The organism is Cytobacillus citreus (assembly GCF_018343665.1).
GTDB classification, from domain to species: domain Bacteria; phylum Bacillota; class Bacilli; order Bacillales; family Cytobacillaceae; genus Cytobacillus; species Cytobacillus citreus.
Genome location: NZ_JAGYPM010000003.1, coordinates 89,358 through 105,734 on the forward strand (window position 1 = coordinate 89,358; position 16,377 = coordinate 105,734).

General features: G+C 34.3%; 16 protein-coding genes and 2 pseudogenes. 3 read left to right on the forward strand and 15 right to left on the reverse strand.

Going from position 1 to position 16,377, the window contains the following annotated elements; translation table 11 throughout:
* Window positions 1-129 precede the first annotated feature (129 nt).
* The 4 genes and pseudogenes from KHA94_RS11995 to rsgA all read right to left on the reverse strand — a co-directional run bounded on the left by KHA94_RS11995 (window position 130) and on the right by rsgA (window position 4,672).
* A pseudogene (locus KHA94_RS11995) lies at window positions 130-1,116 on the reverse strand (S66 family peptidase).
* 143 nt (window positions 1,117-1,259) lie between these two features.
* Window positions 1,260-2,726 carry an NAD(P)/FAD-dependent oxidoreductase gene (locus KHA94_RS12000; RefSeq protein WP_213102385.1) on the reverse strand — a complete coding sequence of 489 codons (1,467 nt, stop codon included), beginning with the start codon at window positions 2,724-2,726 and terminating at the stop codon, window positions 1,260-1,262.
* Between the two features lie 345 nt (window positions 2,727-3,071).
* Window positions 3,072-3,284 (reverse strand): YjcZ family sporulation protein, encoded by a 213-nt coding sequence (locus KHA94_RS26665; protein ID WP_213102386.1) that lies wholly within the window; start codon window positions 3,282-3,284, stop codon window positions 3,072-3,074.
* A 311-nt stretch (window positions 3,285-3,595) separates the two neighbouring features.
* Window positions 3,596-4,672, reverse strand: coding sequence for a ribosome small subunit-dependent GTPase A (gene rsgA, locus KHA94_RS12010; RefSeq protein WP_213103225.1), 1,077 nt, complete (start codon window positions 4,670-4,672; stop codon window positions 3,596-3,598).
* A gap of 314 nt (window positions 4,673-4,986) precedes the next feature.
* Here rsgA and KHA94_RS12015 point away from each other — a divergent pair, with 314 nt between their 5' ends.
* The gene (locus KHA94_RS12015) at window positions 4,987-5,751 is read left to right on the forward strand and encodes a DUF4397 domain-containing protein (protein ID WP_213102387.1); all 765 of its coding nucleotides are present in this window, start codon (window positions 4,987-4,989) and stop codon (window positions 5,749-5,751) included.
* Window positions 5,752-5,861: 110 nt separating this feature from the next.
* On the opposite strand, the gene KHA94_RS12020 is transcribed toward KHA94_RS12015, so the two are convergent.
* From KHA94_RS12020 to KHA94_RS12035, 4 genes are all read right to left on the reverse strand, one after another.
* Window positions 5,862-6,443 (reverse strand): YpmS family protein, encoded by a 582-nt coding sequence (locus tag KHA94_RS12020; RefSeq protein WP_213102388.1) that lies wholly within the window; start codon window positions 6,441-6,443, stop codon window positions 5,862-5,864.
* Complete coding sequence (locus KHA94_RS12025) at window positions 6,440-7,279, reverse strand: SGNH/GDSL hydrolase family protein (protein WP_213102389.1); 840 nt, start codon at window positions 7,277-7,279, stop codon at window positions 6,440-6,442. Before KHA94_RS12025 ends, KHA94_RS12020 begins: the two co-directional genes overlap by 4 nt.
* 158 nt (window positions 7,280-7,437) lie before the next feature.
* Window positions 7,438-8,016 (reverse strand): SCO family protein, encoded by a 579-nt coding sequence (locus tag KHA94_RS12030; protein WP_213102390.1) that lies wholly within the window; start codon window positions 8,014-8,016, stop codon window positions 7,438-7,440.
* Window positions 8,017-8,193: 177 nt separating this feature from the next.
* Entirely contained in the window at window positions 8,194-9,822 is a 1,629-nt protein-coding gene (locus KHA94_RS12035; protein WP_213102391.1) for a sensor histidine kinase, read from the reverse strand.
* Window positions 9,823-10,218: 396 nt separating this feature from the next.
* Between KHA94_RS12035 and KHA94_RS26800 the strand changes: the two are divergent.
* Window positions 10,219-10,326 (forward strand): annotated as a pseudogene (locus tag KHA94_RS26800) (PCYCGC motif-containing (lipo)protein); the annotation flags it as partial.
* Between the two features lie 216 nt (window positions 10,327-10,542).
* Here KHA94_RS26800 and KHA94_RS12050 read toward each other — a convergent pair.
* From KHA94_RS12050 to ilvA, 4 genes are all read right to left on the reverse strand, one after another.
* Window positions 10,543-10,797 carry a DUF2535 family protein gene (locus KHA94_RS12050; protein WP_213102393.1) on the reverse strand — a complete coding sequence of 85 codons (255 nt, stop codon included), beginning with the start codon at window positions 10,795-10,797 and terminating at the stop codon, window positions 10,543-10,545.
* A 109-nt stretch (window positions 10,798-10,906) separates the two neighbouring features.
* Entirely contained in the window at window positions 10,907-11,665 is a 759-nt protein-coding gene (gene tatC / locus KHA94_RS12055) for a twin-arginine translocase subunit TatC (protein WP_213102394.1), read from the reverse strand.
* 106 nt (window positions 11,666-11,771) lie between these two features.
* Entirely contained in the window at window positions 11,772-11,969 is a 198-nt protein-coding gene (locus tag KHA94_RS12060; protein WP_213102395.1) for a twin-arginine translocase TatA/TatE family subunit, read from the reverse strand.
* Between the two features lie 179 nt (window positions 11,970-12,148).
* Window positions 12,149-13,417: a threonine ammonia-lyase IlvA gene (gene ilvA, locus KHA94_RS12065; protein WP_213102396.1), complete on the reverse strand. Its 1,269-nt coding sequence runs from the start codon at window positions 13,415-13,417 to the stop codon at window positions 12,149-12,151.
* A 301-nt stretch (window positions 13,418-13,718) separates the two neighbouring features.
* On the opposite strand from ilvA, the gene KHA94_RS12070 reads away from it, so the two are divergent.
* Complete coding sequence (locus tag KHA94_RS12070) at window positions 13,719-13,955, forward strand: hypothetical protein (RefSeq protein WP_213102397.1); 237 nt, start codon at window positions 13,719-13,721, stop codon at window positions 13,953-13,955.
* Between the two features lie 363 nt (window positions 13,956-14,318).
* Here the strand turns inward: KHA94_RS12070 and KHA94_RS12075 are convergent, their stop codons facing one another.
* The 3 genes from KHA94_RS12075 to KHA94_RS12085 form a co-directional block, all read right to left on the reverse strand.
* The gene (locus KHA94_RS12075) at window positions 14,319-14,804 is read right to left on the reverse strand and encodes a dihydrofolate reductase (RefSeq protein WP_213102398.1); all 486 of its coding nucleotides are present in this window, start codon (window positions 14,802-14,804) and stop codon (window positions 14,319-14,321) included.
* On the reverse strand, window positions 14,801-15,595 hold the full coding sequence (locus tag KHA94_RS12080; protein WP_213102399.1) for a thymidylate synthase: 795 nt from the start codon (window positions 15,593-15,595) through the stop codon (window positions 14,801-14,803). The genes KHA94_RS12075 and KHA94_RS12080 overlap by 4 nt, the downstream gene beginning before the upstream one ends.
* A gap of 61 nt (window positions 15,596-15,656) precedes the next feature.
* On the reverse strand, window positions 15,657-16,358 hold the full coding sequence (locus tag KHA94_RS12085; RefSeq protein ID WP_213102400.1) for an anthrax toxin lethal factor-related metalloendopeptidase: 702 nt from the start codon (window positions 16,356-16,358) through the stop codon (window positions 15,657-15,659).
* Window positions 16,359-16,377: the final 19 nt, after the last annotated feature.

Sequence of the window (16,377 nt, forward strand, 5' to 3'; positions counted from 1 at the left end):
TTTCATACCATTAGGGACAATACTAGATTATATGAGATGATTGTCTAAATCTTTCATATATATCGTGAAAATAAAAAAAAGACAGCAGTTTACGAGCTGTCTTTAGAATAGATATTTTTTATTTGTGGTTTACTTAATGATATTTTGCTCTATTAGGATTTCTGTTTTATTGCCAGTAGCTGTAACTGTTGCATGCGCCCCTACCGGAATCGTTGCGTACGGCTGAACATGGCCAAAATTAACATTGGATATAATTGGAATATGCGATAATTCCTTCTTTGATGCAATAATTTTTCTAAGAGCTTCTTCTGTTATATGTGAATCTTTTTGAAATCTACCAATCAAAACAGCTTGAATATCTTTTGCATCTGGAAGATGAAGAAGAGATTGAAGATCACGATCAAATGTTAATGCATGTGATTCATCATCATCCTCAATAAAGAGGATTGCATTTTTCAGTGAAGGCATAAACTCTGTACCTTGCAATAAATTAAGTGTGCATAAATTTCCGCCAATTAAAGTACCTTCTGCTTTTCCTTCCTGCAGCACTATATAGCCATCCTGTTCAATAAATGTTCGATCCTCTTGGTCAAGATACCAAGCATCATCGCTCCATTGAGAGGATGGTTCAACCTCGCACGGAGCATCGTTTGTGACAGCTTGAATGAAAGATTCTAATGTATACTCAAATCCATATTTTACTCCAAAGCTTGAGAAATGTGGTCCTGAATAATTAATCAAGCCGGTTTTTTTGTATATCGCTGCGTTTAACGCTGTTATATCACTATATCCGCAAAATACCTTTGGGTTGGCGCGGATTAAGTCAAAATCAATATATTTTAGCAGCTGATTCGCATTATAGCCGCCAATAACCGTGAGAATTCCTTTTACATCAGGATCACGAAAAGCATCGTGTAAATCCACAATTCTTTCTTCAATTGAGGTACTAAAAAAGTCATCATGCTGCTCAACATTTTTTCCAAAAGTAACAGTGAAGCCGAGTTAATTCAACCGCTCCGTCGCAATTTCTATTTGCTTCCCTTTTAAAATCGTCATACTTCTTGATGGGGCTATTACCCTAATTTGATCTCCTGGTTTTAACCGTTCCGCAAGCATAATAGATCTCTCTCTATTCATTTATAAAATAACAATATTTTACCAGACTTATAGGAAGTATAAAAGGACAAATACTAAAATAGTATGGAGTTAGACATAAAAAGAGCCAATCCGATCATTGGCTCTTTTTATATTTATATTATTTAAACAAGAACAGCTTCTTTTCGTGTACCTGTTTTTGATTTTTCAACGATATCTCTCGCAATCCAAACACCACATGCTCCTGCCTGTGCAAGACCTCTCGTAATACCTGCACCGTCTCCACCAACATACAAACCATTAATTTCAGTTTCGAAACGATCATTTAATTTTGGGCGGGCAGAATAGAATTTAGCTTCAACCCCATAAAACAACGTATGCTCTGAGGCAATACCAGGTGTTACGTGATTTAATGCTTCTGTCATTTCGATAAGACTTTTCATTGTATTATATGGAAGGGCCAATCCAAGATCACCTGGAACTGCTTCCTTTAAAGTCGGCTCAAGGAACCCTTCTCTTATTCTTTTTTCTGTTGATCTTCTTCCCTTTAAAATATCTCCGTATTTCTGAACGATTAAGCCTCCATTTGATAAGCTATTCGCTAGACGCGATACTTCATGCGCATATTCATTCGGCTTATCAAAAGGATCTGAAAAAGTATGGGAAACAAGAAGGGCAAAATTCGTATTTGGACTTCCTAACTTTGGATCTTTATAGGCATGACCATTCGCTAGCATGATTCCTGAATGATTCTCTACGACAACATGACCAGACGGATTGCTGCAAAACGTTCTCACTCTTGTACCGACTGAAGTGTTAAACGTGAATTTTCCTTCATATAAATGCTCGTTTATTTCTTCCATAATAACGTTTGACGTCTCAACCCGTACACCTATATCTACTTGATTGTTAATCATTTTTAAACGGCGAGATTTTAATAGATTTGCTAACCACACTGAACCGTCACGGCCTGGTACTACAACAATCTTGTTTGCATTAATGATATCACCAGATTTTAATTTTACCCCCGTCACTTTCAATCCATCTTGGCTCTTTTCTGTTATTAAATCCTCAACCTCTGTTTTATAAGCCATATCAATTTTTTCATTTAAATATTCATAAATGCTTTTCATGATTTGCAGGTTTTGTTCTGTACCTAGATGTCTAACTTGTGCACGAAGCAACTTTAAACCCGCAGCATATCCGCAGCGTTCAATTTCTCTTACCTTAGGTGTCAAAGGATCTGTTATTGTTTCTGTTGCACCATGCTTTAAGTTTATCTCATCTACATATTTTATTAACTCAATGACTTGCGAATCTGGAAGATAGTCTGTCATCCAACCGCCAAATTCACTCGTAATATTAAACTTTCCATCTGAATATGCCCCTGCACCACCAAAACCATTCGTGATTGAACATGCTGGTAAGCAGCCAGCAAATTCCTTTCTGCCAATAGCAGGCGGGCATTTTTCTATTTTCTTTTGTAAAATAGGACAATTTCTTTTATAAATATCATGACCTTTATCAATTAAGAGTACATTTGCTTCAGGCATTTTTAAATTTAATTCATAGGAAGTAAATATTCCAGCCGGGCCAGCTCCAACGACAATTACATCATAATTTTGTTTCATCGTCTAATTCCTCCAGACGCGGGCATTTTCGTCATTTCCTCAACCAAAGGTAACTATAACAAACGAAAACGGTATCGTCAACCATTAAAACGAACTATTTTAAAAGTTAATATAGTTATTGTTCGTATTTTGATCAATATATGTATAATTCGAAATTGGCAGATACATAATTGGGATTTAAATTTCCTTTAGCCCGTTATAAATCTTGAACATTTCATTTAACCAAAAAAGACTGCCCCCTTTGAATAAAAGAGACAGACCTGATTTTATTATTAATACGAATAACTTTTTACATATTATTTTAATATCTAGCTCATGTTCAAAGCGTTTCCGCTTTTCTTTTTATCAGAAGCCTACACAGCTTGCTCCAATAATAATCAATAGAATAAACAATACAACAATTAAGGCAAAGCCGCCAAAGCCACACCCACCTACAGGTCCTATACCAGCACCAGCAACTGGAAATCCATATCCACCTACAGGTCCTATACCAGCACCAGCAACTGGAAATCCATATCCTGGATAGCATGGATCACAACCATATCCACCATAATACATAATTCTTCACTCCTCGCTTTTTAGGGGCATTTTCCATATTAACTTATGATGTTGGTGCTTGACCTGTACGGGTGTTTGCCTATTTTATCGAAAAATGCAGTCTAAACTTTTTAGCACAGATTATAAATTAGAAAAACTTGGCATTCGCCAAGTCCTTTTTGGCGAATGCCTTAGTTTTACTTATGCGATCATATTAGCAAATATTTAATTGGTGACACACTTTACCTTAGTACGTTAATAAACTTAAACTCCTATTAGCTAAAATAGACCCCTTTATCCTAAGAGGTCCACAATTTCTTTAATTAGTAATTTTACTTTTTTGCGTTCTTTACACTAATAGTAATACTTTTCCGGCGTTTTTTCTCCTCAACCTGGGCACGTTTTTCTTGCTTTCTTTCTAAATAGGCTAGTTCTTTTTGGAGTTTTTTATAGCTCAAAAGTCGATCTATATCAAATATTCCATCATGAATTGCCTGTTTAACTGCACAACCCGGCTCCTGTTCATGAGTACAGTTCCTAAACTTACATTCTTCAGCAGTCGTTTCTATATCTGAAAAGCTTTCGACAAATCCATCACTGCTGTCCCAAAGCTGAAGCTCCCTCATACCTGGCGTATCGATTAAAACTGTTCCTCCAGGAAGAAGTATCAATTCACGATGAGTAGTGGTATGTCGACCTTTATCATCAACTTCACGGATTTCCTGTACCTTCTGCTTTTCATCTCCTAAAAGATAATTCGTCAATGTTGATTTTCCTACTCCAGAAGATCCAAGTAGTGCGACTGTTTTCCCTGGCAAAAGAAATGGTTCCAGTTCAGAAATCCCCTTTTCTTCCATGACACTGACAGGAACTACGGGTACACCCATTGCAATTCCTTCTATAGCGGATAATTTTTTTTCCAAATCATCACATAAATCTGACTTTGTTAACACGATAACTGGAGTAGCTCCACTTTCCCAAGTTAACAGCAAATATCTTTCAATTCGACGTAAATTAAGATCATCATTAAGAGAATTGACAAGGAATATGGTATCTACATTCGTAGCAACAATTTGCTCCTCGGTATTTGTACCAGCAGCCTTTCTGGAAAACTTACTTTTCCTAGGTAGTACTCCGTGAATCATACCACGGTCTTCTCCAGTCCGTGTTTTTAACACTACCCAATCCCCTACTGCAGGAAAATCCTCTCTAGTGGCAGCCAAATAGGAAAACTTCCCAGAAACTTCACAAAGAAGCTCTCCTTCCTCAGTCCACACGCGATACATTCTTTTATGTTCAAGCGCTACCCTGCCAACAATATAGCCCTCTGCTTTATATGACTCAAATTCGTTCTCAAAAAATTCATTAAAACCAATTGCAGATAAATTCAATTTTATTCCTCCATGCATATAAAAGTATAAAAAAACCATAGACTACACAGCCCATGGTTTAATAAGCATAGAAAAAACTAAATTTCTACAAAATTAAACAGATCTAGATTGGGCTGTGCAATAATTATCAACAAATAACGTATTTACAAATAATAATATTGACATTGCACTTCACCCACCTTCCATATATTTGTTTTTATTATATGGAATAACCATCCAAAAGTAAAGTACCATTTACAATTTTTTTAATAACATGCCCTCAATACATGACACCCTCCTATACAATCATGCATATGTTAATGACATATACCATCTAGATAGGAGCGAGAGGTATGTCCAGAAATAGAAATGATAATGATCTTTTTCAAAAAGCTGTCAAATCCGATTTGCTAGCAAATTACTATAAATATTCTGATCCTAATAAACATATTGCATATTACCAAAAACATTTACATTATATGAATATGGCCACGCACTATTTACGCTCGAACATGATGTCTAATCATCAAAATATAAATGGTTCCGGGAAAATCCGTTTCGTACATGCTTCCACGGATGCAAAAAATGTAGATATATATATTAATGGAATAAGAATACTAAGGGATTTCTCATTTAAAGAAATTAGTAATTACATGTCAATTCCCATAGGCAAGCATCAGGTCGATATTTATCCTGCTGGAAATATGGTCTCAACTATACTAAGTAGAAAAATAAAGATTGAACAAGATAGGCTTTATACTTTTATTTCTACAGGTTTTGTAAAGAATATAAAGTGGGTTACATTAGAAGATGATCCACGAGTACCTAAAAGAGAAACCAAAGTAAGATTTGTCCATCTTTCCCCCGACTCACCTGAAATGGATATTGCCGTTAAAGACAGGGATGTCTTATTCTCAAATCTTTCATTTCGCAAATCTACTAGTTATCTTGGCCTCTCTCCTATGATTGTAGATTTGGAAGCTCGAATTTCAGGATCTTCTAATATCGTCCTTCCATTTCCACAAATCCAACTTAAGCCAAACAGAGCTTATTCTATTCTGCTTATTGGTTTAGCAGCTAGCGAACCTAAATTAGAAGCAATCATCATAAAAGGATAAAGTGAATCATCTATCAGCGGAGGTCCTACTGCACATAAAAATTTACAAAAATAGGCATGACACAAAAGTGCTAAGAGACTTTTGAATCATGCCTTAATTTCAATTTATTTTTACTTTACAGGTACTAATAGTGTGAATCGAATATCATCATTTCTCAAATCGAACTCATCCACTTTTACATGAATATCACTTTTTAACTTCATTTTCTGCAATGAAACATATATTTTTTCTTCATTCGGCTGAATTGTAACCCATTTTGGGAGTTTATATTTATCTCTAACAAATTTTAATACATATGAAACAGGTAATTGCAGCTGTCCAACAGAAATTGACTTTTGCTGGAGAAGAATATCGCCATTTTCCAAAGCAATTGGTTCAAAAGTTAGCTTCATTTGAATTTCTTGACTAAATACAGGGAGTGCACCTCTTAGCTCTACTTCATCATTTAATAATATTTGATAGTCGTTCTCCCCTGTTAAACCTTCTTTTTCTAGATAATGATTAATTACTTTATTTAAATCCTGTTTATCTGTCTTAATCTTAAACGGGACATGAGATGTTGATTTCACGTCTTCTGATGTATATTTTTCTTCTTCAATAGGACTGTAGATTAAAAATAACAATAAAACAATTATGAATAAATTAATACCCAGTAAAAGGAAAAAGAGATTTTTCCATTTCTGTTTTTTCAACTTTCATTCTCCCCATTTCCCTCTGTGTAGTATTTATTTGGCAGCTTTAATAAAGCTTCCTCTTTTAAGGTTTCGTAAACTCGGACTGCAATAAGTTCATATCCTTTATCATTAGGATGGAAATAATCCTTGAACAGCAGGTCTTCCGAATTATTTTCGAAAAGATCATCAATTTCTACAAAATAAGTATCTGGAAATTTTGCAAGCACATTTTTACTTGTTTCATTCCAGTCGTCAACAATCTGATTAATTTCGGTAATATTTGCAAACCATTTCAAAAATGGATTATACAACCCTACTAAAACGACCATACTGCGTGGGTTTTCTTCACGTATTATTGTTACCGCTTGTTCTAAATTATCTTTATAAATTAGTTTCTGCTCTTGAAAGGCCTGCATATTTAAATTTGAGAAGTTCTCTTGAACAACCTTCATCATATCATTTCCGCCAATTGTCAAAATAACAAAATCTGCATCACCAATCGCTGTCTTTACCTTATTCGAGTTAAGCCTTTTAAGGAGCTGATCTGAGCGATTACCTTTAACTCCAAAGTTATAAAAATGAGCCTCATTTATCCCTTTATCTTTCTCTAGATTTTCTTTAAGATAATGTGTATATCCGCCCCGATTTGTGCTATCCCCAACCCCTTCTGTTAATGAATCTCCTGCTGACACAATCGTAATGTTTTGCGGAATAAAATCATTTGGAAGCTCTGTTTTAGCCATAAGCACTGTTTCCTTTGAATGGTTAAAGCTAACTGCATTGGAAGAGGAATGTGTACTGCATGAGGTTAATAAGACCGTACTCAAAACGATAATAAGCAGTTTACATCTCATATATTCACCCGCCTTACAAAACGTAATCTTTTAAGAAGTGGGGGAGTAATTTTTTTCTGTAATATATTATAACACGAGCAGACACATTCTTTTCAAAACATCGTTACCATTAGCATATATTTCCCATTTTACAGAGAAAAAAATAGACCAAAAAAGGTCTATTGTAATGTCTTTATATCTTTTATGATTTCATCATATGGAGTTTCTTTATCCCCAGAATACATTTTCATAATTTTTCCTTCTTGATTAACTAAATAAAAATATGTTTGATGTATGACATCAGGGTCATTTTCAGGTTTTTTGACGATCGTTTTAAAATTATCCATCGCGAATTTCTCTATCTCTTCCTGTTTATAACCGGTTAGAAAGTGCCAGTTCTTAAAATCTACATTAAATTCCTTTGCATATTTCGTTAATACCTCTGGACTATCGAGTGCAGGATCTACACTAAAAGATACAAACTCAATGTTTTCGATCTTTTCCTTTTTGGCCAACTCTTGTAATTTTGCCATATTAAACGTCATTGGCAAACATACAGTTGGACAATTCGTATAAATAAAGTCTGCAACCCATACTTTTCCTTTTAGATCAGCTAATCCGAATGTTTCATTATTATTGTCTGTATATGTAAAATCAGCAATTGGCCAATTTTTGGCATCTTGAATTTCACTTTTACCACAAGCTGAAAGAACAAATACTGTTAAAATGGTTATGATAGTAATAATTCGAAATTTCATTTCTCTATCCGCTCCTTTACATATTCGAAACTATTCTAGCAGACGTAAACGAGAGAAGAAAGAAAAAAGAATGGCGAAATTGTGACATACATCAATTATTAACTATTTTTCAACTATTTTTTCTAAAAAAAGATCTTAAAAAATTCCAAGTAGTTTAACAGAAGAACAACCTTATTATTACCTTTCCATTTCTTCTTCAATTAACGGTATATAAATTTTGAAAGTTGTTCCCTTTCCTTTTTGACTTTGCACCACTATTTTCCCCTTCATTCGATCAATAATCTGATAACAAACCATCATGCCAATACCAGTTCCCTTTTCTTTAAGAGAATAAAAAGCAGTTCCCAATCTTTCAAGTTCTTCACTACTCATTCCAATTCCAGTATCACTTATTTTAAACACACCAAATGTATCTTCTTTGTATACGAATATGCTTAAAGTACCGCCATCTTTCATTGCTTCTATTCCATTTTTTAAAATATTGATTAGGACTTGCTTAATTTCGCTTATATTCCCATTAATAATTACACCTTCATGTAAATCATGAACAAGCGTTATATTTTTTGACATCATTGCATAGGAGTTTATTAAATCAAGTACTTTAGATGCCATTTCAGCTCCGTCTACCTTTTCGGTCTGTTCAAGGTCCGGCTTTGCTAATGATAAATAATCATTGATGATCGTTTCAGCGCGATTCATTTCCTCAATCATAAGTCGTATGTACATCCGTTCTTCATCACTCATCTGATCTTTTGCTAAAAAGATTTGTAAAAACCCTTTCACGACAGTCATCGGATTTCTTATTTCATGAGCAACTGATGCAGCCAGCTGACCAATTGCATTCATTTTTTCCGCTCTTTGCAGCTCTCGCTGAATTTTAGATCTTTGTAGTATTTGTTCCATCTCATCAATGGCTACCTCAAATCTATGCATCGAAACGCCACTTCTATTCATTGTTCCAAATTGTTTAGAAGTTGCAGATAATCGATCAAACAGCAAGGAAAGCTGATTCGTCATATTATTAAAGCGTTCAGATAAAACACCCAGATCGGATTGATTCGTAAATTTTAATTTGACATTGAAATTTCCATTACTTACTTCATTAAAGCCTGTAATGATCTCATTAATCGGGGCAAATACATTTTTTAATCCTTTCCTTAGCACGAAATAGCCGAGAACCATTATTATTAGAAAAATACCAATTAAATATACAGATATATCTTTTTGATATTCTCTAATAATTCCAGCATTTATATCAAAGCTTAGAACCCCTACAATATTATCATTATTATCTTTAATTGGAGCAAATGAGGAAATCCAGAGACCAGATTTCCTATAATAAAGGCGACTAGAAGCTATATCCTTAGTTGATAGTGCTTCTTTAAATCCCTCTAAAAATTCTTCTTCTGCTCTATAATAAGTAAAGGGTTCCATCCCTAATTTTTCATAGCTCTTTGAGGTGGCTAGAATGTATATTGTATTTTCACTTGTTACTTCGGGTGTAAGAAGGAAGGAATCCATGTATGGTGCCTTTTCATTCACAAGGGAAATTCTTTCATTTATGTTTTTATAAGCAGGATGATCTGGATCTTTATTATCCTTCATCTTCATAATTTCTTCCGCATCAAATGTCGTACTCCAAAGAGATGACAGTTCTCCTACTCGATACCGTAACTGTTGCTCCATTTGTTTTGTTTGAAGGATAAGGATAATTCCCGCTGTAGAAACAACTAAAATCAAGCTTATATAAAAGGAGAAAAATAAAACCTTTCTGGAAATAGGCAAGTTATCAATATAATCCTTCATAATTTGTCACCAAATCCTCTTTTCCTCTACAATCTATAATCATTTTCGACATAGAAGGTCTTAATTCCTTTAAAATCATGAAATTACAACAAAACATGAACATTTTCTTAGTTAAAATGAAAAAATGATGAATTATGTAACGTATTCCAATCAATCACCGTTATTTATGATTTAGTGTATAGGAGGAAATTTTAGGAATATGGGTGATTTGGTGAAGAAAATTTTTACTTATTTCCTATTTACATTAAAAATATTTTTTTAAGTCAGCTTATGATTCCACAGTTTCTAAATAAACACGAGCCATTTCAATTGATATATCGTGCTGCTTTACAGCACAAAGATCTACTTGGATATATTCCATGTTATTGTTGATGTAGTTAGTCCGAGAATCATAAAGATAACTATGATTGTTTTGTCCACGACAATAAGGAAAACTGCGAGGTTGTATGGGATGATCATGGAACTCGTTATGGTGTTTGTCTTGATATAGTACTGAAAGCATAATCCAATATAAAATGGTAACTCAATAAAGGATTAGACAGTATATTGATGAAAAATATAAGGAAGGCTAGGCAGAATCAACCCCTACAGCATTCACTAGTTAATCCTTTTTAAAACTCTAAAAACCGAAGTGCTTATCCATTCAGGTTTTTTCTTTAATTCTATTCCACTTCCCTTGAATATAAAAAGGTACCAGCTCTCACTGATACCCTAAAAAAATTAAGCATTATTCATTAATTCTGGAGTCTTATACAACTGCCTATAAATAGGCCATTTTAAAACTCTTTTTAAATATTCTCTAAAGGAGATAATGTTGTTAACTTTTTTATTACTTCCATAAATGGAAGTGATTAAAGTTTGCAAACGGACTTGAATCATGAAATGAAATGGGCTATTTCTATCTAGTACAGGAATTTCCGTAATCTTTACCTTCTGTCCAACAGCATTTTTGAACTCTAGGCTTTTCAATAGCAAAATATCAATCCTCTTTTTTACCCGTTTGACTATATTATACATGAAACAGCTAGCAAAGTATGTCTAATTATGCCCTAAGTAGAAATTTTTTTCAATTTAATAATGTTTACTAGTTTTCATCAACCGTTTCAAACTCAGAGTTTTCTTGCCATTCCTTTTCCTTTTTCATTTTCCGCTTGTATACAATTTTTGATAAATTAATGCTGATTTCATACAAAAATAACAACGGAATTGCCACAAGGAAATCTGACATAAAATCAGGTGGTGAAATGACTATCGCAATCAAAACCAATGCAAAATATGCAAATTTCCTAATTTTTGTTAGTGCATATGGATTTAGTATCCCTAAGGAGGTTAAAAACATGACAACGACTGGTAATTCAAATAACACACCAAATGGAATCGTCATATGCAAAATAAATCTGAAATATTTATCAGCTGTAAAATTCGTTGCCATCATGTCACCACTCAGATCAACTAAAAAGTTCAACACTGTTGGAAAGATGACAAAATAACCAAAGCAAAGACCAACAATAAATAAAATAAATAGTGCTGGAATATAGGAAAGCGATACTTTCCTTTCAAAAGGCTTTAAAGCTGGTTTAACAAACAACCAAATTTGTAAAGCAAGTACAGGGATTGTTACTGCTATCGCAATGACGGAAGCAATCATAAAGTATACCCAAATAATATCACTTGGTCCAAGTACAATTAACTTCACATCAAGATCGCGAACTAACCATTTATAAATCTCTTCAACATATATGAAACCCACTACAAAAAAAACTAAAAAAGCTGCAACAGAAATAATAAGCCTCTTCCTTAATTCATCCAAATGCTCAACTAAGTTCAGTTCTTTATCTTCCATTTGTTTCTCCTGCCAATATCAATGTTTGGAATAAGATAAGCGAAGCTATACCTTTTTTTCTTTTACAATTAGGATGAAAAAAGGGCAAGATTAAAAATCTTGCACCTTATTTAATCACTTTTTTCTCGTTGTCGTCTTCTAACTCTTCCATAACATCACTTGTTAATTCACGAGTTGATTTCTTAAATTCTCTAAGCGTTTGCCCAAAAGCTCGACCAATTTCCGGCAATTTTTTGGGACCAAAAATAATTAATGCTAAGACAAGAATTAATATTAATCCAGGAACTCCGATGTTTGATAACATAAACATCCTCCTTCATAATGACTTTCTAATTAATCTAGTTTCATTATAGAGCTTTAATAGTATTTTGTGGGTAAAGTTGAATAAAATTCACATTAAATTCACAAAAACGACTATGATCAATACAATTTTACAAAATGAACAGTTATCTTTACATAATAATTATAATATTTAATTGTTGTTTAAACAAGCAAATGAAAAAGATTACTATCTTTGTTGATTTCCGTAAAAGCAAACCCCTTTTTGTTCATTCTATGGATTAATCCAGGGTAGTCTTCTCTATTTTTTAATTCTATCCCTACTAATGCTGGACCATTATCTTTATTATTCTTTTTCGTATACTCAAATCTTGTGATATCATCTGATGGACCTAGTACTTCGTCAAGGAACTCCCTTAATGCACCTGCACGTTGAGGAAAGTTTACAATGAAATAATATAACAGACCTTCATATTGTAAGGATCTCTCTTTCATCTCTTGCATTCTGCCGAAATCATTATTCCCACCGCTAATTACACATACGATATTCTTTCCCTTAATTTTTTCTTTATAGAAGTCAAGTGAAGCAATTGATAATGCACCTGCTGGTTCAGCGACAATAGCATGTTCATTATATAATTCAAGGATTGTCGTACAAACCTTTCCTTCAGGTACAAGCAAAATATCGTCAAGAAGCTCCTCGCAAATGTCAAAAGTCTTCTCACCAACATTTTTAACTGCTGCTCCATCTACAAATTTATCAATTTCCGCTAATGAGGTTACACACTTATTCTTTATCGATTTACTCATAGATGCTGCACCTGCTGGTTCAATACCAATCATTTTTGTTTGCGGAGAAATACTTTTAATATATGTACTTAGCCCAGCCATCAATCCTCCTCCGCCAATACTTGCGAATATATAATCTACAGACTCCTCGCAGTCATTTAATATTTCAACAGCAACAGTACCTTGACCTGCAATGACTCTTTCATCATCAAAAGGATGAATAAATGTACTCTTTTCTACTTCAGCACATTTATTGGCTTCAGCATAAGAATCATCAAAAGTATCACCAACTAGTACTATTTCAACAAATTCTCTGCCAAACATCTCAACCTGACTAATCTTTTGCCTTGGAGTCGTTGTGGGCATAAAGATTTTCCCATGAACGCCTAAATGTCTGCACGCATATGCAATCCCTTGAGCATGATTGCCTGCACTTGCACAAACAACACCATTTTTCGTTTCCTCAACACTTAATGACTTAACAGAATAGTACGCACCTCTAAGCTTGAAAGAACGGATATGCTGTAAATCTTCCCTTTTCAAAAATACATTACAATCATATTTTTCAGAAAGACGCTCATTTCTTTGTAAAGGTGTATGGGAGACGATATCTTTTAGCTGCTGGTATGCAATTAAAATCTCCTCCAACTGCACCCACCGTTTTTTCAATACTTTCTGTTCCATATTGTCACCCTCACTTCTTTTTGATTTAATTTTTCCATTATACCATTTGAAATCATGATTTCAACCTTATTTTTTCAAAATTTATATTTTTCGGATATTAATTGAATAGCATAGGAGGAATTCATCATATAATAAGCGAAAGTTAATCAAAAATATTTTTTTACTGATTTATTGAGTATTAAAGTGAATTTGAAGTTTTTGTAAAGTTTCTGCTGAAAGATCGCATAAGTAATACTAAGTCATTCGCCGGAGGTCATCGCGAACACCAAATTTTTCTAATCATTTAACGGAGGTGGAGGAAATGGAGTTTTCTTTATGTAGCCTAGATTGTGCTTTGCCTGTTGAAGTAATTTTGGATGAGGATAATGGAAGATATATGATCCGTAAAAGCGATTCAAGTGGAGAATTTTTTAATACTCCTTATGAATTAATCCAATGGGTCAATAATAATTTTAGAGCTGAAGAATTCTGCGATCCATCTGAGTTTCAATTGATGATCAAAAAATTAAGCGATTATTTAACGAATCAAAATTGCTAGTCAATCCCCTTGCTTGAAAATGTAAAGTTGCTATCAACAAAAAAGACTCCTCAATGGAGTCTTTTTTGTTAAAGGCTACGTGTTAAACTTCACTGTTGATTTCCGCTGCAGGCACTAAAGCGTAGCGGGCGGTCCGGGAGCCTCCTCGTCGCTATCGCTCCTGCGGGGTCTCCCTTTGACTCGCTTCTCCCGCAGGACATTGAATAATCTTCCCCGAATAATCACCGCACGAAGGAAATGCGAATGCATTTTCGAGGATCTCGTGCCTGCAGCGAGAATCAACAACAAAATAGCATTTTTAACACTAAACTTTAACTCAGCCTTGTTGAAAGGATCTAGATTATTTTGCCCTCTAGTTAAAAATTATTTTCTTTTATAGATTTCAAATTCATAATCAAATGGATTCTTCTCATCCTTGAGACCTTTTTCCTTAGAAATAAGCTCCCAGTCTAAAAAATTTATCTCAGGAAAATATGTATCTCCTTCAAATTGGTGATAAATTCGAGTTAAATATAATCGATCTGTAAATGGCAATACAAGCTTAAATATTTCAGCCCCGCCAATGACAAATATTTCATCTTCTCTTTGGTTACTAAATTTAATCAACTCTTCAATTGAATTTAGCACAGTACATCCTTCGCTTAAGAATGCTGGATTACGAGTTACAACAATATTCTCTCTCCCAGGAAGAGGGCGCCTGAGAGAATCCCATGTTTTTCTTCCCATTGCAATCGGTTGCCCCATTGTCGTTCTTTTAAAAAATTTTAAGTCTTCAGGAATATGCCAAGGAAGCTCGTTAATTCTGCCAATAACACGATTTTCATCCATTGCCCAAATAAGAGAAATCATACGCTAACAACTCCTTTAATATGCGGATGGGGATCGTAGTTTTCTAAGGAGAAGTCCTCAAACTTAAAGCTGAAAATATCTTTTACTTCAGGATTTATCTTCAATATCGGCAATGAACGTGTATCACGGCTCAGCTGCAGCTTTATTTGTTCTAAATGATTAGTATATATATGTGTATCACCAAATGTATGGATAAATTCCCCAGGCTCTAAATCGCATACTTGAGCAATCATGAAAGTCAGCAATGCATATGAAGCAATATTAAATGGAACACCAAGGAATACATCCGCAGACCTTTGATAAAGCTGACAAGATAATTTTCCTTCTGCAACATAAAATTGGAACATGCAGTGGCACGGTGGAAGCGCCATCTTCTCAATATCACCAACATTCCATGCATTTACAATCATTCTTCTTGAATCAGGATTCGTTTTCATTTGCTTGATTAAATCACTGATTTGATCAATTGTCTTTCCGTCAGCACCTGTCCATGATCTCCATTGATGTCCATATACAGGCCCTAAATTACCATCCTGATCGGCCCACTCATTCCAAATTCTTACTCCGTTATCTTGAAGGTATTTAACATTCGTATCACCTTGCAAAAACCATAGCAACTCATGAATGATTGATCGTAAATGCAATTTCTTTGTTGTTAAAAGGGGAAAGCCCTTTTGCAGATCAAACCGCATTTGATATCCAAAAGTGCTTATCGTACCAGTTCCGGTTCTATCCTCTTTTTTTACCCCGTGTTCTAAAACATGCTCACATAGTTCTAAATATTGTTTCATATTTTACACAACCTTTTCTTTTCAACATGGTTATTATTTTATCAAAGGAATCAGTTTTAGACTAATTTAATTTTTTGATAAACTTGTATGTTTCAGGTGCTTTTTCTTTTAATAATCTCCGATCATTTCCGCCGAGAAAATACATGGCGAATGTTTCAGCAAAGTATTCTTCAGGAAATGAAAGGAAATAGTCATTATTCGGAAATAAAAGTGTTTTTTCTTTATTCCATACGGAAAGAAATTTTAGATCGTACCTGATTCCATCATAAACGTAGCGGTCAATTGAATGTGCAAGCTCATGCAGCTCTAAATTGACAGAGCTGTGTCCTTTCCCCTTTTCACTGTTGCCGATCTTTACAAGAACTGTTTTAGATCCCCCTATGCCAGGTACATCATCCCAAGTCGTTCCGTTTTTATATCCCCTCGGAATAATTCCTGTAAGATCACTAGCAGTCGGATTATCAGTTAATTTACCTACAAATAATTTAAGCTTAATATTCTCTTTTTCAATTTTCTTTAAAAGTGAATAAGGTAAATTATCAATCCGTGAAATAATGTCTGCTGCCTCTAGCTCATCGAATGGCTCAGTCGGAAGAATGATGATATTCCCTAATAAGTTTGGTGAGTTTAGAACTAGTGATCGTTTGAGAAGGGACTTTCTAGCATAATCCTTAAGCATAATACCGTCAGTCTCAGCCTGTGAACTCCCCATTAATGGAAGAGAAATTAATAAGATGATTAAAAATGACATCATTCTTCTCATCGTTTTCACCTTTTCTGCA